General features: G+C 69.0%; 16 protein-coding genes. 9 read left to right on the top strand and 7 right to left on the bottom strand.

Annotation, left to right across the window (positions count from 1 at the left end; translation table 11 throughout):
* Window positions 1-154: 154 nt before the first annotated feature.
* Entirely contained in the window at window positions 155-2,689 is a 2,535-nt protein-coding gene (locus VEC57_15450; GenBank protein ID HYC00528.1) for a hypothetical protein, read from the bottom strand.
* A gap of 306 nt (window positions 2,690-2,995) precedes the next feature.
* Here VEC57_15450 and VEC57_15445 point away from each other — a divergent pair, with 306 nt between their 5' ends.
* The 3 genes from VEC57_15445 to VEC57_15435 all read left to right on the top strand — a co-directional run bounded on the left by VEC57_15445 (window position 2,996) and on the right by VEC57_15435 (window position 7,760).
* A complete protein-coding gene (locus tag VEC57_15445) occupies window positions 2,996-4,921 on the top strand; it encodes a PQQ-dependent sugar dehydrogenase (GenBank protein HYC00527.1) in 1,926 nt (641 codons plus the stop codon).
* A gap of 122 nt (window positions 4,922-5,043) precedes the next feature.
* Entirely contained in the window at window positions 5,044-7,173 is a 2,130-nt protein-coding gene (locus tag VEC57_15440; GenBank protein HYC00526.1) for an acetate--CoA ligase family protein, read from the top strand.
* Window positions 7,174-7,226: 53 nt separating this feature from the next.
* Window positions 7,227-7,760, top strand: coding sequence for a hypothetical protein (locus VEC57_15435; protein ID HYC00525.1), 534 nt, complete (start codon window positions 7,227-7,229; stop codon window positions 7,758-7,760).
* 21 nt (window positions 7,761-7,781) lie between these two features.
* Here VEC57_15435 and VEC57_15430 read toward each other — a convergent pair whose 3' ends face one another.
* Complete coding sequence (locus VEC57_15430) at window positions 7,782-9,245, bottom strand: hypothetical protein (protein ID HYC00524.1); 1,464 nt, start codon at window positions 9,243-9,245, stop codon at window positions 7,782-7,784.
* A gap of 197 nt (window positions 9,246-9,442) precedes the next feature.
* Between VEC57_15430 and VEC57_15425 the strand changes: the two genes are divergently transcribed.
* Together VEC57_15425 and VEC57_15420 are read left to right on the top strand one after the other, a co-directional pair.
* On the top strand, window positions 9,443-10,156 hold the full coding sequence (locus VEC57_15425; protein HYC00523.1) for a TetR/AcrR family transcriptional regulator: 714 nt from the start codon (window positions 9,443-9,445) through the stop codon (window positions 10,154-10,156).
* Window positions 10,153-11,034 carry a sterol desaturase family protein gene (locus VEC57_15420; protein ID HYC00522.1) on the top strand — a complete coding sequence of 294 codons (882 nt, stop codon included), beginning with the start codon at window positions 10,153-10,155 and terminating at the stop codon, window positions 11,032-11,034. Before VEC57_15425 ends, VEC57_15420 begins: the two co-directional genes overlap by 4 nt.
* On the opposite strand, the gene VEC57_15415 is transcribed toward VEC57_15420, so the two are convergent.
* Window positions 11,031-11,837 (bottom strand): cyclase family protein, encoded by an 807-nt coding sequence (locus tag VEC57_15415; GenBank protein ID HYC00521.1) that lies wholly within the window; start codon window positions 11,835-11,837, stop codon window positions 11,031-11,033. The two genes, VEC57_15420 and VEC57_15415, sit on opposite strands and share 4 nt — an antisense overlap.
* 44 nt (window positions 11,838-11,881) lie before the next feature.
* Between VEC57_15415 and VEC57_15410 the strand changes: the two genes are divergently transcribed.
* Entirely contained in the window at window positions 11,882-13,279 is a 1,398-nt protein-coding gene (locus VEC57_15410; protein HYC00520.1) for a phospholipase D-like domain-containing protein, read from the top strand.
* Here the strand turns inward: VEC57_15410 and VEC57_15405 are convergent.
* Window positions 13,171-14,520: a DUF4056 domain-containing protein gene (locus VEC57_15405; protein ID HYC00519.1), complete on the bottom strand. Its 1,350-nt coding sequence runs from the start codon at window positions 14,518-14,520 to the stop codon at window positions 13,171-13,173. The two genes, VEC57_15410 and VEC57_15405, sit on opposite strands and share 109 nt — an antisense overlap.
* Window positions 14,521-14,760: 240 nt before the next feature.
* Between VEC57_15405 and VEC57_15400 the strand changes: the two genes are divergently transcribed.
* The 3 genes from VEC57_15400 to VEC57_15390 are packed head-to-tail and all read left to right on the top strand — an operon-like array spanning window position 14,761 to window position 19,016.
* Window positions 14,761-16,002, top strand: coding sequence for an acyl-CoA dehydrogenase family protein (locus tag VEC57_15400; protein ID HYC00518.1), 1,242 nt, complete (start codon window positions 14,761-14,763; stop codon window positions 16,000-16,002).
* Between the two features lie 55 nt (window positions 16,003-16,057).
* Complete coding sequence (locus VEC57_15395) at window positions 16,058-17,860, top strand: ABC transporter ATP-binding protein (protein ID HYC00517.1); 1,803 nt, start codon at window positions 16,058-16,060, stop codon at window positions 17,858-17,860.
* A complete protein-coding gene (locus VEC57_15390; protein ID HYC00516.1) occupies window positions 17,853-19,016 on the top strand; it encodes a nucleotidyltransferase family protein in 1,164 nt (387 codons plus the stop codon). Before VEC57_15395 ends, VEC57_15390 begins: the two co-directional genes overlap by 8 nt.
* Here VEC57_15390 and VEC57_15385 read toward each other — a convergent pair.
* The 3 genes from VEC57_15385 to VEC57_15375 are packed head-to-tail and all read right to left on the bottom strand — an operon-like array spanning window position 18,979 to window position 21,707.
* Window positions 18,979-20,121 carry a hypothetical protein gene (locus VEC57_15385; protein ID HYC00515.1) on the bottom strand — a complete coding sequence of 381 codons (1,143 nt, stop codon included), beginning with the start codon at window positions 20,119-20,121 and terminating at the stop codon, window positions 18,979-18,981. The genes VEC57_15390 and VEC57_15385 overlap by 38 nt on opposite strands.
* A gap of 19 nt (window positions 20,122-20,140) precedes the next feature.
* The gene (locus tag VEC57_15380) at window positions 20,141-20,590 is read right to left on the bottom strand and encodes a PqqD family protein (protein HYC00514.1); all 450 of its coding nucleotides are present in this window, start codon (window positions 20,588-20,590) and stop codon (window positions 20,141-20,143) included.
* Window positions 20,556-21,707: a glycosyltransferase family 4 protein gene (locus VEC57_15375; protein HYC00513.1), complete on the bottom strand. Its 1,152-nt coding sequence runs from the start codon at window positions 21,705-21,707 to the stop codon at window positions 20,556-20,558. Before VEC57_15375 ends, VEC57_15380 begins: the two co-directional genes overlap by 35 nt.
* Window positions 21,708-21,750: the final 43 nt, after the last annotated feature.

Here is a 21,750-nt window from a genome sequence, read left to right as displayed (position 1 = left end):
CGGCCAGGCCCCGCCCGCACGGGCGTGTCGTTGCACGATGCACGACAGCCTGCATGGTAGCGCTGTGCGGGCGGACACGGGCATGTCCGCCGGCGCAGCGACGCACAACTGGCATGCCCTGCCGCAGACACGCCCATCGTCGTGCCAGCACCCATCACGGCGCGACTGCGCGGGAAATCGCGTAGAACTCGCCGGTCTGATTCTCCCTTGCCTGCTCGTAGCGCGAGCTCCAGCACGAGCCCGTCGAGCTGGTCCACTGCACGGTCATCCCCGGTTCCATCGCGAAAAAGCGGCCATCGGCGAGCGGGGCGGGCGGATCGAACTTGCTGCGGCATTCGCCGTTGCATCCGACGTTGGCACCGGCCTTCAGCCGAAGCAGCGCCGTGTTGTCCTTGTCGACGATGAGCTTGACCTGCGAGACGCCCTGCGCGGTCCCCGAGGTGGCCTTGAGCTTGTAGACGAGCTCGGCCGCCGACCATGACCGCTTCCACTGCGCTTCGGCCATCTTGTCGGGCGTCAGGTCGAGCCGGTAGGCCAGCTCGGGAACGCCGTCGCTTTCGTCGTAGAAGCAGACCGAGAAGGCGTCGCCGGCGGTGGGATCGCCGAGCTCGTCGCGCTCGGTCCAGTCCATGCCGCGCTGACCCCGCCATGACGACGTCAGTCGCTCGATCACCTGGCCGTCCACCGGCGAGTAGGCGACGTCGATGCGGGTGACGGCCGTTGCGAGCTGGTGGCAGCTGGGTGCCGGAGCGTAGGCGTGTCGGCATTCGCCGCTGGCGGGGTCGCACAGGTCGGCGGTGCACAGGTCGTCGTCGCGGCAGTCGAGGGCGGGGCCGCCGACGCACGTGCCGCGGTCGCAGCGATCATTGAGCGTGCAGGCGTTGCCGTCGTCGCATGCGGCTTCGTTGTAGGTGGACAGGCATTTCCCCGTGGGGGCGCAGAACTCGTCCGTGCAGGGGTTGCCGTCATCGCAGATGGTGCTGCCGCCGGGCGCGCACACGCCGCCGATGCAACGCTCGCCCACCGTGCAGGCGATGCCATCGTCGCAGGGCGAGCCGTCCAGGTCCGGAGCGCTGCAGGCGTTGGCAGTCTCATCGCACGCATCGCTGCAGGCGGCGTCGCTTCCCGAGCCGGACGTGCATGGATCGCCGGAGCCGCGACAGAAGCCGCGGCCGTCGCACTGATCGCTGGCGGTGCAGAACATGCCGTCGTCGCACGGCGTTCCCTGCGCATCGACGGCCGTGCACGCGTCGGCCAGCTCGTCGCATGACTCGGCGCAGTTGCCGTCGCCGTCGGCGAAGGGGCAGGGCGATCCTGACCCCGTGCACGTGCCGTCGGCGCCGCAGGAATCGACGACGGTGCAGTAGCGGCCGTCGTTGCACGCGCTGCCGAGCGGATCGCGCGCATCGCAGCGGTCGCTGGCCTCGTCGCACGATTCGCTGCAGTTGGCATCGTCGTCGGCGCCGGGGCAGGGCGAGCCGGTGTGCCACGCGCACTGGCCGGCGGCGCAGCGGTCGGCGCCATTGCAGAACAGGCCGTCCTGGCAGGCGCTGCCGTCGGCATCGGGGCCGCTGCAATCGTCGAGCTCTTCATTGCAGGACTCCGAGCAGTTGCCGTCGCCGTCGGCGCCGGTGCAGGGATCGCCGCTGCCGCGGCAGACGCCGGCGCCGTCGCAGACATCGGTGGCTGTGCAGAAGCTGCCGTCGTCGCAGGCGCTGCCCGCCGGCAGCCGCTCGCAGAACGAGGAGCAGCAGTCGCCGTTGCGGTTGTTGCCGTCGTCGCACTGCTCGCCCGGGTCGAGGCGGCCGTCGCCGCACACCGGCGCAGCGCAGTCGTCGAGCGTGCGCGTAGGCTCGTCGCCGGCCGCTCCATCGATGGTCTCGGCCCAGAAGCGGCCGGTGTAGTCGTTGTTCTGCGCCATCGTGATCCTGCCGGGCGTGAAGAACTGGCCGGCGATGCGCGCGCGGTTGGCGGCGCCGGTGCCCTGTCCGAACTCGAACGCAGCGCCGCCAGGGGAATTGGCCTCATTGGCCGCAAGCCACCGGGCGCCGCAGGCGCCGGTGCCGGTCATCTGAACGCGCGCGTTGGTGGAGAGGTAGTCGCGCAGCAGGATCACGTTGTCCGCGTGCACGAGGATCGTGGAGCCGCTGCGCAGGCGCATGCTGCAGATCTCGTAGCGTCCGCCCGCAACCAGCTCGAGGCGCTGGTCCTGCAGGACCGTGACGACGTCGTAACGCCCCGGCGCCAGTGTTCGAGGCGAGGTCGCGGAATCCACGGTGACGCTGGTGCCGCCGCAGGTCACCGCCGGCATCACCGGATAATGGACGGGATCGACGAGATCGCCTTCGTACCGGGTCACGGGGTGGTCGACTGCCAGGTGTTCGTGGTTCCTGGCAAAGACGTGGTGGAAGGTGCTGCCCGGCGCGGCGCGCACGATCGGCGCGGCCACGTACGCCTCGGGGCTATTCCAATGCAGCGCGACCGAGAAATCCACCTTGAAGAAGGAGGCGCCGACCGCTCCGCGTACCGGCATGCGAGCGGCACCGCCCCAATCGATGTTGTAACGGCCGAAGAGGGCATAGCGGCCGATGTCGCGCACGAGCTCGGGCGGAGCTTCTTCCGCGCGCGCGACGGGAGCGGCCAGGAGCACGGTAGAAAGGACGGCGATGCAGAAGACAGGTGATGGCATGGCGGAACCTCCGCCGTGTGACTAGCGGCGATCGGGACCGCGCGTCCATGCCAGTGGTGTCATGGGCGGCCGCCTATGACGCAGATTGCATGACTCGGCGCACGAGGCGACATCCGACGGCGGTCGCCTGACGTGGAGAGGGCCTCATCGCGATGCTGTTGCCGAACATGCCGAGGAAGAGACGGCGCACGGTCTGAGCGGTGGTTCAGGCGGGCGTGCCGACGAAAGATGCTGGCCTCGGCCTGCGCCTCGCGCGATAAGGAGAAGGTTTGGCGCGACGGAACGTCGCGCGGGGGGAGGGAATCGATGAAGCGGCATTTCGTTCTCGCAGCGCTGGTCGCCGCGCTCGTCGTCGGCCATGCGGCCAACGCATCCGCCGACCCGGCGGCCGACCGCTGCGGCGGCTCCAAGACCAAGGCGGCGGCACGCTACGCCAAGGATGTGTTTTCCTGCCACGCCCACGCATTGCGAAGTGGCGAAACGGTCGACGCTGGCTGCACCGCGACGGCCGCAACAAGGCTGGGCACGGCTTTCCGCAAGGCCGAGGCTCTCGGCGGGTGCGCCACCGCCGACGATGAAGGCGGCGCGCAGGCCATCGTGGATGCGGCGCGCGCCGCCGTGGACGCGCTGCTCGCGCCCGAACAGACGGACCAGGCGCGTCTCTGCGCCGCCGCCAAGGTGCAGGCCGCCGGCCGCCACGTCCACGGCGGCCTTCGCTGCTACGGCAAGACCGCCGTGCGCGGCCTTCCGCCGAGCGAGGGATGCCTGGCCAATGCCTACGAACGGCTGGTCGCCGGCTTCTCGGCCGCCGAGACGCGCGGCGGGTGCACGACCACCGGCGACCTCGATCAGGTTCGCGACATCGACGAAGACGCGCACAACGATCTCGTGCGCGCCCTGTCGCCGGTGTGCGGCGACGGCATCGCCGGCCCTTCGCAGGAGTGCGAGGATGGCGACGACGCCACCTGTCCCGGCCTTTGCGACGATACCTGCGCCTGCAACCTTCCTCCCGAGTGCGGCGACGGCATCAGCGAAATGCCCGAAGAATGCGACGACGGCGATCTGGACGACGGCGACGGCTGCTCCTCGTTCTGCCAGCTCGAGAACGAGAGCGCGCTTTGCACGGGCATCGCGCCGGCGGCCGGAACCGCGATCGACGCCGTCTTCGTCAGCGACGACTTCACGGTCCCCACGTTCCTGACCGCGCCGCGCCTGGATCCGCTCCGCCTGTACGTCACCGAGCGGGCCGGCTACATCCGCGTCCTCAGCCTCGTCGACGGCACGGTCAACCCGACGCCGTTCCTCGACATCAGCAACCTGACCACGACCGGCGGCGAGCGCGGCCTGTTCAGCATGGCCTTCGACCCAGACTACGACAGCAACGGCCGCTTCTTCGTCAGCTACACCAACCTCTCGGGCGACCTGGTTCTGGCTCGCTACGAAGTCGATCAAGGCGATCCCACCGTCGCCGACGAGTCGACGCGTCAGGAGCTGCTCGTGGTGCCGCATCCGGGAGCGGCCAACCACAACGGCGGGCAGCTCCAGTTCGGTGGCGACGGCTATCTTTACTGGAGCATGGGCGACGGCGGCAGCGGCCACAATTCGCAGGACGATACGCTGCTGCTCGGCAAGCTGCTGCGCCTGGACGTCGATCACGATTCGGCGCCGTTCATCACCGTTCCGGCCAGCAACCCCGGCTACGCCGGTGGAACCAGCGACATCGAGTACGTGTGGTCGAAGGGACTGCGAAACCCGTGGCGCTTCAGCTTCGACCGCCTCACGGGCGACCTCTACATCGGCGACGTCGGCGGCCAGCAGATCGAGGAGATCGACTTCGCACCCGGCGCCAGCACGGGCGGCGAGAACTACGGCTGGGGCATCTTCGAGGGCACGCGTTGCCGGATGGAGCCGTGTCCGGATCCGCCCACCGGCTTTACGATGCCGGTGCACGAGTACACGCACGGACGCGGCTGCGCGGTCATGGGAGGCTACGCTTACCGCGGCTGTGCCATGCCCGATTTCGCCGGGACCTACTTCTTCTCCGACCTGTGCGGCGCCTGGGTTCGCACGTTCGAGGTGGCCGGCGGCGCGGCCACCGAGCTGACGGACCGTACCAATGACGCGAAATCGGCGGGAGCGTTCTTTGCCGGTGTGGTGTCCTGGGGCGAGGACGCGCGCGGGGAGCTGTACATGATCAGCAACAACACCATCTACCGGATCGAGCCGCAGTAGCTGCCACCGGCACGAGGAATCCACGAGCGGGCGCGCCCAGGCTCGCCGGGCGCTGTCATGCTCTCCGCATCGCGACTAGACTCCGCGCCCGCGACGCCGCAGGCGCGTCGGCAGGAGGATCGATGAACGCGGAGCGGGCAACGGTGGAGAACGTGCTGGCGGCGGTGCGGGCGGACGGACGAACGGCGCTTCTGGCGCACGAGGCGGCCGAGGTATGCAACGCGTACGGGATACCCGTGGCGCGACAATGGCTGGCCGAGTCGGCGCAGCAGGCGGGCCGCGTCGCCGAGCAGATGGGCTTCCCGGTCGCGCTCAAGATCGTTTCCGCGGACATCCTTCATAAGACCGAGGCCGGCGGCGTCCGCCTCGGCGCGCGCGACGTCGCCGGGGTGGAAGCCGCCTACGGCGAGCTGGTCGAGGCCGCGCGACGGCATGCACCCGAGGCCAGGATCGCCGGCGTGCTCGTGCAGAAGATGGAGGCGCCCGGGCGCGAGGTGCTCATCGGCGGCGTCACCGATCCGACGTTCGGCAAGGTCGTCGCGTTCGGCCTCGGCGGCGTGCTGGTCGAGGTCCTGCGCGACGTCACGTTCCGCATGACTCCGGTCGATCGGGCTCAGGCCGCAGCGATGCTCGGCGACATCGCCGGCGCCGACGTTCTGCGCGGCGTGCGCGGCGAAAAGGCCGTCGACCACGCGGCGCTGGTGGCGATCATCGAAAGCGTCTCGCGTCTTCTCGAGGATTTCCCGCAGATCGAGGAGCTGGACCTCAACCCGATCTTCGCGCGCCCGGACGGCGCAGTGGCCGTGGACGCGCGCATCACGATCGCCGGCGAGCCGCGCCCGCAGCCGGTGCGGCTGCCGCGCGAGCAGATCGTCGCCGCCATGCGCCGCATCCTGCGGCCGCGCGCGGTGGCGGTGATCGGCGCCTCGGCCGAAGAAGGCAAGATCGGCAACTCGGTGATGAAGAACCTCGTCGCGGGCGGTTACCGCGGCGCGATCTACCCGATTCATCCGAAGGCGCCCGAGATCATGGGCCTCCGCGCGTACAAGAGCGTGCTCGACGTCGAAGGCGACATCGACGTGGCCGTCTTCGCCATCCCTGCACGACTGGTGGCCGCGGCGATGGAAGAGGTCGGCCGCAAGGGCATCGCCGGGGCGGTTCTGATCCCGTCGGGCTTTGCGGAGGTCGGCGAGAAGGAGCTGCAGGACCAGATGCTCGAGGTGGCGCGCCGCCACGGCGTGCGGGTGATGGGCCCGAACATCTACGGCTTCTACTACACGCCCGAGAACCTGTGCGCGACGTTCTGCACCGCCTACGACGTTCGCGGCAAGGTCGCGCTGTCCTCGCAGAGCGGCGGCGTGGGCATGTCGATCATCGGCTTCTCCCGCTCGACCAGGATGGGCGTGTCGGCGATCGTCGGCCTCGGCAACAAGTCCGACATCGACGAGGACGATCTGCTCGAGTTCTTCGAGCAGGACGAGAATACCTCCGTCATCGCCATGCATGCCGAGGATCTCAAGGACGGCCGCGCCTTTGCCGAAGCTGCCTCGCGCGTGTCCAAGGCGAAGCCGATCGTCATGCTGAAGGCCGGGCGCACCGCCCTGGGCGCGCGAGCCGCGGCCTCGCACACGGGAGCTCTCGCCGGCAACGACAAGATCTACGAGGACGTGCTGCGCCAGTGCGGCGTGGTGCGGGCGCGCTCGCTTCGCGACATGCTGGAGTTCGCGCGGGGGCTTTCGGTGCTGCCGTCGCCGAAAGGAGAGAACGTCGTCATCGTCACCGGCGCCGGCGGCTCCGGCGTGCTGCTGTCGGATGCGTGCGTGGACAATGGGCTTTCGCTGATGCGCATGCCCGAGGACCTCGATGCGGCGTTCCGCAAGTTCATTCCGCCCTTCGGCGCGGCCGGCAATCCCGTCGACATCACCGGCGGCGAGCCGCCCTCGACCTATCGCAACACCATCGCGCTGGCGCTGGAGGATCCGCGCATTCACTCGCTGATCCTCGGCTACTGGCACACCATCGTTACGCCGCCGATGGTGTTTGCCGAGCTGCTCGCCGACGTCGTCGAGCGGGCGCGAGGCAAGGGGCACGAGAAGCCGGTGGTGGCTTCCCTGGTCGGAGACGTCGAGGTGGAGCAGGCCTGCGACCATCTGTGGGAGCGCGGAATTCCTGCTTATCCCTATACGACCGAGATGCCGGTGGCCGTGCTCGGCGCCAAGTACCGCTGGGCGCGCGGCGCCGGCCTGCTTTGAGAGGTGCTGCGATGCTGCGGGGTTCGCCAGCGTTCGAGAAGAGAGTGGGGCGCATGACCACCAAGGCTGCCATCGTCCACGTGGCGATGACGATGGCAGCCGTGACCTACGCCGCCGTTACGTTCGTCCTGCAGCGCCAGTGGTCGCAGGAGGCGGCGCCGGCAACCGAGCCGCCGCCGGCCATCGTCTTCTTCGGTGTCGCTGCCGCCGCGACCGCGATCGCGTGGTGGATGCGCTCGCGCCTTCCTCCGGCCGACGGCGCCGGAGCGGAGGCATGGCGGAACGCGCTCGATCAGGCGGCGCGCCAGGACAAGACGCTCGCCGAGGATCTGGCGGCGATGAGCGAGCAGGAACGGCTGCTCGTGGGTTTCGGCTTCTACGCCACCACCAGGTTGATCGTGGTCTGGGCGATGGCCGAGAGCGTGGCCATCGTCGGCATGGCCCGCGCGCTGCTGACGCACGATGCCACCGTGCTCGTGCCGTTCCTGGCCATCTCGCTGGCGCTGCTGATGATGACGTCGCCGCGGCTGTCGCAGCGCATCGCCGAGGCGCGCAGGCAGGCGGCGGCGATCAGCTCCGAGCGCTGACGCCGCTGCCTGCCGCTCGAATCATTCGGGGATCACGACCTCGATCGTCACCGTGATGGGATTGAGATCCGGGTCGGACGCGTCTTCGACCGTGATCGTGAAGTCGGAGGGCACCGGCGCCTCGCCGCTGCTGACGAACTGGCAGATCGCCAGATCGGCCGGCGGCGCAAAGCCGTCGAGCGAAATGAATCCGAGGGAGAGGCTGTCGCCCGCGTCATCGTCGGTGGCGGCGAAGATCGCGCCGTCGACCTCGTTGGTGCACGAGACGCTGGAGCCCATGCCCGCGAACTCGCCGGGCGCGCCCGAGTAGTCGACGCTGAACTGCACGGCGCCGACCTCCTCGCTGCTGGCACTGGCCAGACGGAACGTGATGGGGATGGTCTCACCGCCCAGGGTCGTGGTCGGCCCACCGATGGTTGTCGTCGGCCCGTCGATCGTCGTGGTGGGGCCGGCGTCGCACTCGATGCTGCCGATGACGACGTCCACGTCGATCGGGTTGAGGTCGGGATCGCTGGCGTCGGTGACCGTGATGGTGAAGTCGGCGGCCACCGGCGTTTCCGAGGACTCGAAAGTGCACTCGGCGATGTCGAGAGGTCCGGTGAAGCCTTCCAGGCTGATGATCCCGCCCGACAGCACCTGGCCCTCGTCATTGTCGTTGAAACTGGCGATGGAGCCCTCCACCAGCGAGGAGCAATCCACGTTGGGACCGGCGCCGGCGAAGCCGCCGTTGGCTTCGGAGTAGTTGGTGTCCCACTGCAGTGACCCCACGTCCTCCGCGTCGGGCAGGTGGAACACGATTCGGCACTCCTGGCCCGGCTGGCCCGTGGTGTTGGTCGTGCCGGTGGTGTTGGTCGTGCCGGTGGTGTGGGTCGTATTGGTCGTGTCGGTGGTGCCGGTCGTGTTGGTCGTGTCCGGCGAGGAGGTCGTCGTGGTGCCGTCGCATTGCGGTGAGCCGGCGCACTGGCTGTCGTCGCAGTCGACGGCGCCGTCTTCGTCGTCGTCGACGCCGTTGTCGCAGTCCTCGCACGTGCCCGCGCCTGGCTCGTCGCTGATGCAGACCGGCGGTGTCTCATTGCATCCAGGATTGGTGCAGACGCACTGCGCAGTGGCAGCCGCGTTGATCTGGGAGAGGTCGGCGCTGACGAAGAAGCATTCGAAGGCGCTGACGAAGGCAGGGATGGTGCAGCCGGTGATGGTGGCGCGGAAGATGTCGCCTTCGACGATCACGTCGAGATCGCAGCCGCTGGCCTCGAGCGCCGCGGCCAGCGAGCAGTCCGGATTGCTGCCGAGATCCATGACGAGGAAGGAATTGGCCGCTTCCAGGTCGACCTCGATCGTCAGGCTGTCGCAGGTGCCCGTCGAGGTCGTGCCGAAGAAGAGACGCACGAAGTCGGGCGGCCGGTGATTGTCCTTGCAGCCGGGCAGAAGGACGAGCAATGCCAAAGCCACGCTTCCGGTCGCGAGGTGTCGAAGATGCTTCCTCATTCGTGAGCTCCTGTCGCAGACGCCGAGGCCGTATCGGTCATCGCGTTGGCATCTGCTGGTTTTTGCGGAGTCGGCCTGGGCCCGACGTGGCGATGGTACGCCCTAAGCCGCCCGGCACAAAGACGCATTCGTCCGGGGGGGTTGCGTCAGTTACAAGCAGGCTTGACTGTTTGTTTGTCGGAGCGTACGGTCCGGCAATGCCAGCCGCCACCGTCGGCCGAGGCCGCCGATCGCAGGAGGAGAGAAGCGCCTCGACGCAGCGCCTGCTGCTCGACGCGGCCGTCGACTGCCTCGTCGAGCACGGCTATGGCGCGCTGACGACGACGATGGTTGCCGAGCGGGCCGGCGTCTCGCGCGGCGCGCAGCTCCACCACTACCGCAGCCGGGCCGCCCTCGTGGCTGCTGCAGTCGAGCATGTCTTCGCCGGCCTGACCGACGATTACCGCGCGGCCTTCGCCGCGCTCGATCGAGCCCAGCGCACTCCCGCTGCGGCGGTGTCGCTGCTGTGGTCGATGTACGGACAGCGGCGCCACCAGGCCATCCTCGACCTCTATGCAGCCGCGCGCACCGACGAGGAGCTGCGTGCGGTGCTGCTGCCGGTGGCGGCAGCGCACGCGCAGAACGTTCGCACGCTCGCCGCCGAGTACTTTCCGCACGCGGCCTCTGACGCGCGATTCCACGTGACGCTCGAGCTGCTGCTGCAGGCCATGCTCGGCATGGCGCTGGCCCGCTGCCTCTACGGCGACGAAGGCATGTCGCCGGAGCTTGTGCCGGCTCTCGAAGCCATGGCCACGCAGGCCGTCGCCGATGCCGCGGCCGCGCCGGCTGGCATGCCGCCGCGGCCGTTGCGCGAGACGCCGCTTCCCGCGCGGCCGCGGTCCCGCTCGCCGAAAAAGGAGAAGCCGTCGTGAGCGATCCGACGATCTACGCCGTTCCCTTCTTCCTGGTCACCATGCTCGCTGAGAGCGTCTTGATCGCGCGCATGAAGCTGCACGAGGGCGCGGCCCTGCGCGGCTACGAGAGGCGCGACACGGCCGCCAGCCTGGGGATGGGCGTGGGAAACGTTCTCATCAACCTGTTCATGAAGGGCGTGTCGCTGGCCACGCTGCAGCTGTTCGCGGCCCTCGCGCCGCTGCAGCTCGACTCGTCCAGCGCCGCGACCTGGGTGCTGGCGCTGCTGGTGGGCGACTTCTGCTACTACTGGTTCCATCGCCTCAGCCACGAGGTGCGCTTCTTGTGGGCGGCGCACGTCAACCATCACTCCAGCCGCCACTACAACCTCTCGACGGCGCTGCGCCAGTCGTGGACGACGCCGCTGACGTACATGCCGTTCTTCTGGCCCATGGCGTTGATCGGCTTCGATCCGATGCTGGTGCTCACCGTGCAGGCGGTCAACACGCTCTACCAGTACTGGATCCACACCGAGACGATCGGGAAGCTCGGGCCGCTCGAGTGGCTGCTGAACACGCCGTCGCATCACCGCGTCCATCACGGCACCAATCTGGAGTATCTCGATCGCAATCACGGCGGCATGCTGATCGTGTGGGACCGGCTGTTCGGAACGTTCGAGCCGGAGGCGGCTCCGGTCACCTACGGGTTGACCAGGAACATCGAGACGTTCGATCTGGTGGAGATCGCGTTTCACGAATGGAAGGCGCTGGCCGCCGACGTACGCGGCGCGTCCAACTTCCGCGAAGCCCTCGGCTACATCCTGCAACCGCCCGGCTGGAGCCCCGACGGCCGTTCGCATACGGCCGACGAGCTGCGCGCCATGCAGCAGTCGGCCTAGCGCCGGGGCACCAGCGCCACTGCGCGCAGCGGCGCGCCCGACCCGCCCTCGATCTTCATCGGCAGGGCCAGCACCGTGATGCCCTTGGCCGGCAGCGTCTCGGGTATGTTGAGGTTCTCGAAGCCCGGCACGCCCGCCCTGGCCAGCACGCGGTGCGCCTGGAAGTCGGTGGAGCGGCCCGGATCCAGCGATGCCGTGTCTATGCCGACGGCGGCCACTCCCTTGTCGGCGAGATAACGGGCGGCCTCCGCGCTCAGCCCCGGAAAGTGCAGGCTGCTGGCGTCGCCAGGCGTATCGTCGCCGAGGTAGGCGCGGCGGTCGCCCCACCGCGATGCCCAGCCGGTTCGGATGAGAACGATCGTCCCCTTGGCGATGGGCCCGTTGACCGCGCTGTGGCTGGTGATGTCGACGACGCCGACCTCGTAGTCCGGATTGCCCGCCGCCGAGGCCCGGACATCCACCACCACGGCCGGCCCCATCAGCCGTTCGAGCGGAATCTGCTCGACGGCCTGTCCGTTCTCGAAAAAATGGATCGGCGCGTCCAGATGCGTGCCGCCGTGCTCCGGCGCGTTGAATGCGCCCGCGGAATAGAAGTACCCCCCGGGCGTATGCCCGTGCGAGAGGTGCATAAACGTGAAGCCGCTCGGGGCCGTGGGCCAGTAGATGGTCGAAGTGTTGAACGCATGCGTCAGGTCGACCATCTCGACCCTGGCCAGGTCCACGCTCTGGGAGCGGGCGAGGCCGGTGGTGCACGACACGAGCGCGGCAGCGATGGCGGCAGGAAGAATCCGATGGCGGTGCATTCGGACCATTGTGCACATTTCGATGTCCGCGTAACAATTGCCGCATGATTCCCGTTCCGCGAATCCCGTCGGCCATGCAGGCTTGCTACCCGCTGCGAGGCGGCAACCGCGTGCGGCCGCTCGTCGACGGCGTCCCGGCGTTTCGCGCAATCTGCGAGGCCGTCGCCGCCGCGCGCCGCAGTGTGTGGGTGACGGTGGCCTTCCTGGACGAAGACTTCGCGCTGCCCGACGGGGCCGGCGGCTTTTTCGAGGTCCTGGAGCGGCGTGCACGCGAGGGAATCGACGTACGCGTGCTGTTCTGGAGCGAGCCCGAGATCGAGACGATGATCGTCGGCAGCGCCCATTTTCCGGCCGGCGAGGCCAGCTACCGATCGATGGCGGCGCGCGCGCCGCACGTCCTGGCGCGCTGGGACCGCGTCGAAGGCTACTGCCACCACCAGAAGAGCTGGCTGGTGGACGCCGGCACCGAGCGCGAGGTCGTGTTCGTCGGCGGCATCAATCTGGACGTGTGCTCGGTCGTCTCCCCCGGACATCCCGGCGGCGAGGCCGCGGCGGGCGCCAGCATCCATGATGCCTACGTCGAACTGCGAGGCCCGGCGGCCGCCGACGTCCACCACAACTTCGTGCAGCGCTGGAACGAGGCCAGCGAGCGCGAGACGCAGTACGGCAGCTTCCCGGTTCTCGAGCTGGCCGACGACCTGCCCTTTCCCGAGCGGACCGCCGGCGCGTGCGGGCCCACGCTGGTGCAGGTCGCGCGTACGATCCAGTCCGATCTTTATCGGCTGGACGCGCCGGCGCCGGGCGCAAGGCCGTTCCCGATCGCCGAGGGCGAGTTCAGCATCGTCGAGCAGTACCTCGCGGCCGTCGACGCGGCCGAGCGCACGATCTATCTCGAGAACCAGATCCTGCTCTGTCCCTTCCTGATCGAGCGTCTGGAGGCCGCGCTGCAGCGCGGAGTCGATGTCACCGTGCTCGTGCCGGCGCTGGCCATGCCCGAGATCTGCCGGGTGCGCACGCACCCGCGTGTCAAGCCGGTCTTCGACATGATCGATGCGCTGGCGCAGTACGACAACTTCCTGCTCGCCGGGCTGGGCTCCAATCGGCCCGGCGGCGGCTACGAAGACATCTACGTCCACGCCAAGATCGCGCTCATCGACGATGAATGGACGACCATCGGCTCGGCCAACGCCATGTTCCGGTCCTTCCGCGGCGACACCGAGATGAACGTGACGTTCTGGGACCAGCAGGTAACGCGCGAGCTGCGCCGCGAGCTGTTCAGCGAGCACCTGGGCGAGAGCATCAACGGCGCCGACGACCGCGCCGCGCTGGCGATCTACCGCGAGCGTGCCATCGAGAACCGCCGCAGGCGCGACGACGGCCAGGCCATGCGCGGCCAGGTCTTCGCGATCCAGCCGACCGAGTGGGCGGTGCTGCGCGAATAGGTCCGCTGCCGATCGGCGGCGGCGATGTTCTCGACGATCCGCGGCAGGTCGTCGTGCGTGATGCGCGCGGTCCCCGTGATGGCCGCGATGTCGTCGGCAAGATCGCGCATCGGCTCGATCTCGACGGTCGCCAGCTCCGAAAGAGAAACGTCGCCGGCGCGCGTCGGCACCTCGAGCACGACCGGCCGATCCTGCCACGCCGCGCAGTAGTCGGCCGCGTATTCGCCGAGCGTCTCGTGCAGGCGCTGCCGCGGCACGCGCAGCGGCACCATGTGCGGGCCTGTATCGAAGCTCCGTAGCTGCACGACCTCCCGGTGTGGCAGCCGTTCGGTGGACGTCCACCAGACGCCATCGATCGCGGACAGGACCGATCGCGACAACGCCGCCGGCATGGCGCCGAGCCGCGCGAGCAGCCGCGGCATGCTTTCATCCATGGCGCGCTCGTAGTCCTGCTGCGTCGCCGTACGGCCCGCGCGGATCAACGCGAACGCCAGACGGATGCCGAGAACGTTGGTGTAGAGGTCCTCGGGAGAGAAGGCGGAGACGGTCTCGGGAAACAGCGGCACGCTGGACCAGCCGTACCAGCTCGCCGTCTCATGCCAGATCGAGAGCTGGAACGAGATCCATCCGGCCAGCTCCAGGGCCAGCGTCCGACGCCCGACCCGCTCCAGCAGCTCGGGCGCGATCTCGTGCAGTTGAACGAAGCGGCGTCCGGCCTGGTCGGGAAGCTCGATCGTCTGCGGCCGCCCGAGACGCGGCTCCAGGACCGAGTACAGATAGACCGTCAGGTCCGCATAATCGCGGATGTGCGCGGTATCGATGACGCCGCCGCCGCACGTGTACAGGATTCCGTTCTGCTCGCGCAGGCCGAGCCCGGTGCGTCGATCGATGGCAAGATTGATGAGGTTGCTGTTGTAGCGGTGGCGGCCAAGCGCATTGGGATGGATGACGTTGTCGAGGCGGACGATGGGAACGGGGACGGGCCCGACGGCGACTCCGAGGTTGTGGCCGAGCGCGCAGCACGGCCGCAGGCCCGTCGGCGGCGAAACGTTCCACGTTGCGGCCGCCGTCTGCTCCGAAGGGGACACCAGATCGTCGAAGAGCGCCGCCGTCGAGTATGTCTGCGTCGGCCCTCCGGCCAGCTCCGCGCGCATCTGCAGGAACTGGTCGGCCGACGTGATGCCGAAGGAGGCCGTCAGCGCGAAGACGATGGCGGCGACGATTGCACGGATGCGGCGCATGACTCCCTTGTTGCGAGGCGGACGACACAGCGGCCGAATGCGCTTCGTCCCTGCGCCCCGCGGTCCTCAGGAAGGACAGCAAATCGCGCGCCATATTCGCCCAAATCGGCAGCGATCCTGCCGTAGCGCCGGCAAGCCCTGCGATATGCCTCGCCGCTGCTCCGCCCGGCGCGGCTGCGGCGCTTGTACGCTCCCGCCTCTGGGCTATGCAGCACCCGACCGCCCTGCAGGAGGCATCGCGTGGACTTCGACATTCCGGCCGACATCCGCCGCAAGCTCGCGGAGCTTGACGACTTCATCGAGCGCGAGATCAAGCCGCTCGAGTCCGACAACATGCAGTTCTTCGATCACCGGCGCGAGTGGGCGCGCACCGATTGGGAGAACGACGGACAGCCGCGACGCGAGTGGGAAGAGCTGCTGGGCGAGATGCGTCGGCGCGCCGATGCCGCCGGACACCTGCGCTATTCGCTGCCGCGTGAGCTCGGCGGCCAGGATGGATCCAACCTCGGCATGGCCATCATCCGCGAGCACCTGGCCGCCAAGGGGCTGGGGCTGCACAACGATCTTCAGAACGAGAGCTCCATCGTCGGCAACTTCCCGGTCGTGCACATGTTCGCCGAATTCGGAACGGACGAGCAGAAGCGCGAGTTCCTCGAGGACATGATCACGGGACGGAAGCGCGTCGCCTTCGGCCTGACCGAGCCCGATCATGGCTCCGATGCCACGTGGCTCGAGACGACCGCCCGCCGTGACGGCGACGACTGGATCATCGACGGCGCCAAGCGCTTCAACACGGGCCTCCACAACGCCACGCACGACCTGATCTTCGCGCGCACCGGGGGCAAGGCGGGCGAGCCCCGCGGCATCACCTGCTTCCTCGTTCCCACCGACGCCCCCGGCTTCCATGTCGAGTTCATGTGGTGGACGTTCAACATGCCCTCCGACCACGCCGAGGTGCGGCTGGAGAACGTGCGTGTTCCGGCCTCCGCCATCGTTCACGTGGAAGGAGAAGGCATGGTGCTCGCGCAGCACTTCGTGCACGAGAACCGCATCCGGCAGGCGGCCTCCAGCCTGGGAGCCGCGCAATACTGCATCGATGAGTCGGTGGAGTATTCGCGCAAGCGCAAGACCTGGGGCAAGGCGCTGGCGGTCAACCAGGCCATCCAGTTTCCGCTCGTCGAGCTGCAGACCGAGGCCGAGATGGTGCGCGGCCTTGTCTACAAGACCGCCTGGCAGCTCGACCGCGGGCATCACATGGAAGTCAGCGCCATGGTGTCGATGGCCAACTATCGCGCCAACCGGCTCGTGTGCGAGGCCGCCGATCAGGCGATGCAGGTGCATGGGGGAGTAGGCTACTCGCGGCACAAGCCCTTCGAGCACATCTACCGGCATCACCGCCGCTATCGCATCACCGAGGGCTCCGAGGAAATCCAGATCCGGCGCATTGCCGGCCACCTCTTCGGCTTCACCAGCGGCCGCTGAGCACGCTTCGGACGCTCCGCCGACATTTCTTCGCTGCCGGCCGTTGTACCCGTCCATGTTTTTCGCGAAGCTGCAGGTGATGAAGAGGCTGGGCGTGAACCTGCGCGGCGCGCACATCCAGGCATGGCGCTACTATCTGGGGCTGCACCGCGGCAGCCTCGGACGGTTGTCGCTGGCGATGCTGGCGCTGGTCGGCCAGACGCTGACGCTTCTGGCCATACCGCTGGCCGTCAAGGTCCTGTTCGAGCGCCTCGACGGGGCCGCGCCGGACACGCGGATCGCCTTCGGCTTCGGAGCCGGCATCGTCGCGCTCTACTTCGTCAACGCCGCCATGACCTACATCGGCCGCGCGCTTCTGATCGGCGCGACCGCCACGGCCACCGAGACGCTGCGCCGCGACATCGTCGAGAAGGTCTTTCGGCTCTCCACGACGGCGTGGGCGCGCGCGGACCGCGCCATCATCGAGAGCTCGCTGGTGCAGGACGCCGAGAAGATCGACGCGATGAGCGTTGCCGGGCTGGCCACCGGCCTGCCGTCGCTGATCATCAGCGCCGTGCTGGCGTTGGCGCTGCTGTGGATCGAGCCGGTGCTGCTCGGCGTGATGCTGCTGACGGGGCCGCTGCTGGTCCTCATCGATCGCACCGTGGGACGCGAGGTCGCACGACGCGTGGCCGACTACCGGCGCGCCGTGGCCGCTCTCAACCACCGTTTCACCGGCGCGCTGCGGCGGCTGCCGGTGATCCGCGCCGAGGCGGTCGAAGAGCACGAGACGGCAATCCATCGTGAGCTGGCTGCACAGACCCGGCTCCAGCGCCAGCGCGTGGCCGCCTCCGGTCTGGCCTACGGCGTCCTGCAGAACACCGTCGTCCATGCCGTCAGCGCGGTCGTGCTGCTGGTCGGCGGCGCCGCCGTCGCGCAGAGTAGCATGCCGCTGGGCACGCTGGTGTCGTTCTACGTCGGCCTGATGCTGCTCAAGAACTACGTCACCGCCGTCATGCAGTGCGCGCCCATCGCCATCGAAGGCGCCGCCTCGCTGCGAGGCGTGGTGGCGTTCCTCGAGCTGGACGAGGAGTCGCCGTATCGCGGAAGCACGTGCATCGACTTCCGCGGCAACGTGCGGCTGGAGGACGTCTCGTATTCCTACGAAGGCGTCCCGGTGCTCGAGGGCGTCAGCCTGGTCGTCGAATCCGGCAAGACCACCGCCGTGCTGGGACCCAACGGCGCGGGCAAGAGCACGGTGGCGGGCGTCGTGCTCGGGCTGCTGGCGCCCGAGCAGGGCAGGGTGCTGGCGGACGACCATCCGATGGACACGCTCGATACGCGTGCGCTGCGGCGCCACATCGGCGTGGTGCCGCAGGAGCCGCAGCTTCCGGCCACCAACCTGCGCGAGTGCCTGGCCTTCGGCCGTCCCTATGCCACCCAGGTCGACATCGAGGAAGCGGCGCGCGTGGCCACGGCCGATCGCGTCATCGCCTCGCTGCCGCGCGGCTACGAGACGGATCTCGGCGAGGAGTCGCACCGCATCTCCGGAGGAGAGCGCCAGCGCCTGGCTCTGGCGCGCGCTCTGGTCCATCGGCCTTCGCTGCTGGTGCTGGACGAGCCGACCAATCACCTCGACGCCGATGCGGTGGCCGGTCTGCTGGCCAACCTCGCCGCGCTGCAGCCGCGTCCCGCGGTGCTGCTGATCACGCACGATCGCGAGGTGCTGTCTTCGTGCGACCGCATCTACGAGCTTCGCCCGCTGGCCGAAGCGCGCGAGCAGGGCAGGCCGCAGGTTCGCGAGCTGCCCGTGCCGGTGCGCGGCGCTCCCGCCGCCGTCGTCGGGCTGCCGCGCCGTCCCCGGGACGTTCGTGCCTGAACGCAGCTGCTGGCCCACGCCGGCACAGCAGGATCTGTTGCTGGCGGCGCTGGCCGAGCCGGCGCGTGCGCTGCCGGCATGGCAGCGCTGCCGCGAGCACGCACGGTCGACGCGTGAAGTGGGCGAGCTGCGCCTGCTTCCCCTGATCGACGTCAACCTGCGCCGCGCCGGCGTGGCCGAAGAAGACCTGGCCTACGCGCGCGCGCAGCGCCGAAAGGCCACCGTGGCCAACGAGATCCTTTTCCGCGGCCTGGCCCCGGTCGTTGCCGCACTGCGCGAGCGAGGCATCGAGACGATTCTGCTCAAGGGCGTGGCGTTGTCGCTGCGCCACTACGAACAGCCGGGCGTGCGTCCGATGGGGGACGTCGACGTGCTGGTCTCTCCGCGCAACGCCGAACAGGCGGTGGCCACGCTGCTGGAGCTCGGGTTCGCGCCGAAGACGCCGCTCTCGGCCCGCCGCATCGAGCTGATCCACGCCGAAGACTTCGCCGACGCGCGCGGCCGCCACATCGACCTGCACTGGAGGCTGTATCCGCAGCGGCGAGAGGAGATCGGCGGCAACGGCACCGGCGACGAGCTGTGGAGCCGCAGCCGGCCAGTCGAGCTGTGCGGAGTGCCGGCACGCGTGATGTCGGCGGCCGACGAGCTGCTGCACGTGATCGTGCACGGCCTGCACTGGTCTCCGCAGGCCACGCTGCGGTGGGCGAGCGATGCCGCGGCGATCGCCAAGAGCACCTCCGAGGCCGTGGAGTGGGAGGTCTTCGTTGCCGAAGCGCAGCGCCTGCGTTTCGTGGCGCCCGCGCGTGACGGCCTCGACTATCTCGCCGACGTGGTCGGCATCGCCGTTCCCGTGGCCGTGCGCGAAACCCTCGCGGCTTTGCCGGTGGCCGGCGCCGATCGCCTAGAGTACCGGCTCGGGTGCCGGCGCAGCACGTATACGGTGCTCGGCGGTCTGCCGATCTTCGCGTTCCAGTACGCGGCCGATGCGCGAGCGCGCGGCCGCCGGGCGACGCCAACCGGTTTCCTGGCCTACATGGCCGAGTACTGGGGCTACGATTCGGTCTCGGCGGTGCTGCGCCGCATGGGCAAGCGTGCCGTCCTGCGAGCGTGGTCGGTGCTCAGCGGCCGCGCGCTTCCGCCGCCGGATCCGGTTTGAGGCTGCACAGAAGCTCATCGATTCGCGCCGCGACGTGCTCCATGTCGCGCCCCAACAGAACCTTGAAGCACGGCACGGCCTCGATCAGCGACGCGATGCGGTGAAGGCTGCCGGCCTCGGGCGCCAGAAGCTGCAGGATCGAACTCGGCGCAGCGCGTCTCAGCGCATAGCCGCGCGTGGCAGGCTCGATGCGGGTGGCTGCCTCGCCCGTCACCTGCGGAAGCAGCACGGCAGCGATGGATGCGCTGGCGCGCAGCCGTTCCGGAAACAACCGCGACAGCAGCACCACGCTCTTGTCCTCTCCCGGCGCGCTGCCGTGAACGGCGTGCGGATGGAGCTGCGGGAAGCGGCGCAGGTGCTCGGGCTCGACGTAGGTGGATGCGAACAGGCTGTGCCCGACGAACCCGGTCTCCGTCCGCTCCAGTCCGACGTAGTCGTCACCGAGGAATCCCATGCCGGCCAGCAGGCACAGCAGCGACGTCGTCGACTTCCCCGAGCCTCCCTGGCCGCACAGGATCACGCCGCGGCCGTCGCGCTCGACCATTCCCGAATGCACGAACTGCACGCGCTGATCGCGCAGCCACAGCATGAGCGGAAAATACAGCGGACGTCCGGTTTCGAAGAGTGACAGCGGCGCCGCGAGGTCGACGCCGCCGGTGATGCGCGAGCAACGACGATCCAGCCACACCAGCGTCCGGCGCAGTCGATGGCCGACGTAGCGGCCGTTCACGCTGACGCGCACCGGCGGATTGCCCTCCGCGTTCACCGCCTCGAGCGCGGGAGCGGGGAGCGCGACGCCGGTCGCGGCCGGGTCCCACAGGTCGATGGTGATGTCGGCGGCAGCCGCGTCGCCGGGACGGTGGAGATGCGCGAACGGCAGATGGACCTTCTCGGCCAGCTGCTCGCCGCACACACGGATGCTGGCGCGGCGGCCCGAGAGCACGTAGGTCGCCTGCACCGGGGAGTGCCGTGCGCACGCCTCGGCAAACGCCTCATGCAGCGACGCGTCGATGGCGGCGGCGGCCGCATCGGCGATCGGCATCGCCCACGCCGGCGCAGCATCTTCCGCCGGCGCAGCATCGTGCGGATGATCGGTCGCCGGCACGGAAGTCAGCGCAGCTCGCTCAGGCGTTCGGATCCTTGAGCAGGGAATCGAACACGCCCGGAGTGGGAGGATCGAGCGCCAGGACCTCGGCCATGTCGCGATAGACGTTGAGCACCGGCGGCTGATAGCTACCGCTGAAGGCTGCTGGGGCGGCATCGACGGGCGCCGCGGCATCGACGGGCGCCGCGGCATCGACGGCGCGGATCATGCGCTCGTCGAGAAGCTGGCGAAACAGCGTGTGCACGTCTGCCTGCACGCGTGCCGGATCGATGCCATAGCCGCTGGCGATGGCGGCGCTGATCTCATCGATGGATCGACCGCGCTCGATGCCCTCCCACACGCGGGCACCGGTTCCATCCATGCTGTAGTAGACGCCCGTCAGCAGGTTGATGATGATGGCTTCGCCATCGATCACCTTGGCGGTGACTTCGTTTTCATCGGGAAGATAACGATTCTCGAGATCTGACACGACTCTCTCTCCGCGCGAGGCGCTCGTACAGCGAGCCGTAGGCTTCGATGTAGGCGTCCCAGCCGAATTCGCGCATCGCTCGTTGTCGAGCGCGCTGCCCCATCGCTTCGGCTTCCTCGCGGCGGCCGAGCAAGTAGCCGATGGCCTGCGCCAGCGCAATGGCGTCGCCCGGTGGGAAGGCGACGCCGGTCTGGCCGGGCACGAACGCTTCGTCGAGCCCCGGCAGCTCGCTGGCCACCAGCGGCCGCGCCATCAACGCCGCTTCGACGGCGACCATCGGCAACCCCTCCCATCCGCGCGATGGCATGAGCACCGCCGTGGCCTCGTTCATCAGCGCCGGCACGGCCTCGGGCGCGACGCCGCCGAGCATGTGCACGCGGTCGCCGAGGCGCTGCTGCTCGATCCGCGCGGCGAGGCGCTCCGCGTCGGGGCCGTAGCCGGCGATGCGCAGCTGGACGCTCGCGTCCACCATGGCCATCGCATCGATGGCCGTGTCGAAGCCCTTCTGCTCGACGAGCCTGCCGATGCACAGCAGCAGCGGCGGGTCCCACGGCAGCGGTGCCGGCTGCAGCGCCGGCGGCGGCATCGCGTTGCGGATGAGCGAGCTGCGGTCGCGCATTTCGGGGATGAGGCTGCATACCGCATCGACCGAGGACTGGGCGCATCCGACGAGCCAGTCGGCGCCGCGGATCAAGCGGCCGATGATCGATTCGTGCGACGAGCCCTCCGACGTCAGGAATCCCCACCCATGCGCGGTGTACACGACCGCCGCGCGCCTGCCAGCCATCGTATCGCAATGCACGACGAGGCCGGGATGATGGTGATTGACGTGCACGACGTGCGGGTCGAAGTCCTGCTCGATCTCGCGCACGCGCCGCCGCAGCGCCGCGTACGCGACAAGATCCTTGCGCGCCAGGGCGTCGTAGATCGGCAGCGAGTGCACCGTCACGCCGTTCCACGACAGCGTCCGCTCCTCGGGAAGGACCGTATTGGTGGCCATGACGCGGAACTCGAAGCCGTTGCCGTGAAGGGCCTGGACCATCGGACGCGCAAGCGCTTCGATGCCGCCGATCTCTCCGAGGAAGCCCGGCGACCAAAGCAGCACGCGCGTGGTCATCGCCGCCCTCGCAGCGGCAACGCCGGCCGCCGGCGGCGCACGG

The sequence above is a fragment of the Candidatus Limnocylindrales bacterium genome (assembly GCA_035626395.1).
Lineage (GTDB): Bacteria > Desulfobacterota > Binatia > UBA1149 > CAITLU01 > DASPNH01.
This window is presented reverse-complemented; position numbering and strand designations above follow the sequence as displayed.

Coding starts and splice junctions, on each gene's coding strand:
- VEC57_15405 (HYC00519.1), bottom strand. CDS start 14,520: ATGCGCCGCATCCGTGCAATCGTCGCCGCCATCGTCTTCGCGCTGACG.
- VEC57_15375 (HYC00513.1), bottom strand. CDS start 21,707: ATGACCACGCGCGTGCTGCTTTGGTCGCCGGGCTTCCTCGGAGAGATC.
- VEC57_15415 (HYC00521.1), bottom strand. CDS start 11,837: ATGCACCGCCATCGGATTCTTCCTGCCGCCATCGCTGCCGCGCTCGTG.
- VEC57_15450 (HYC00528.1), bottom strand. CDS start 2,689: ATGCCATCACCTGTCTTCTGCATCGCCGTCCTTTCTACCGTGCTCCTG.
- VEC57_15410 (HYC00520.1), top strand. CDS start 11,882: ATGATTCCCGTTCCGCGAATCCCGTCGGCCATGCAGGCTTGCTACCCG.
- VEC57_15430 (HYC00524.1), bottom strand. CDS start 9,245: ATGAGGAAGCATCTTCGACACCTCGCGACCGGAAGCGTGGCTTTGGCA.
- VEC57_15445 (HYC00527.1), top strand. CDS start 2,996: ATGAAGCGGCATTTCGTTCTCGCAGCGCTGGTCGCCGCGCTCGTCGTC.
- VEC57_15425 (HYC00523.1), top strand. CDS start 9,443: ATGCCAGCCGCCACCGTCGGCCGAGGCCGCCGATCGCAGGAGGAGAGA.
- VEC57_15440 (HYC00526.1), top strand. CDS start 5,044: ATGAACGCGGAGCGGGCAACGGTGGAGAACGTGCTGGCGGCGGTGCGG.
- VEC57_15435 (HYC00525.1), top strand. CDS start 7,227: ATGACCACCAAGGCTGCCATCGTCCACGTGGCGATGACGATGGCAGCC.
- VEC57_15395 (HYC00517.1), top strand. CDS start 16,058: ATGTTTTTCGCGAAGCTGCAGGTGATGAAGAGGCTGGGCGTGAACCTG.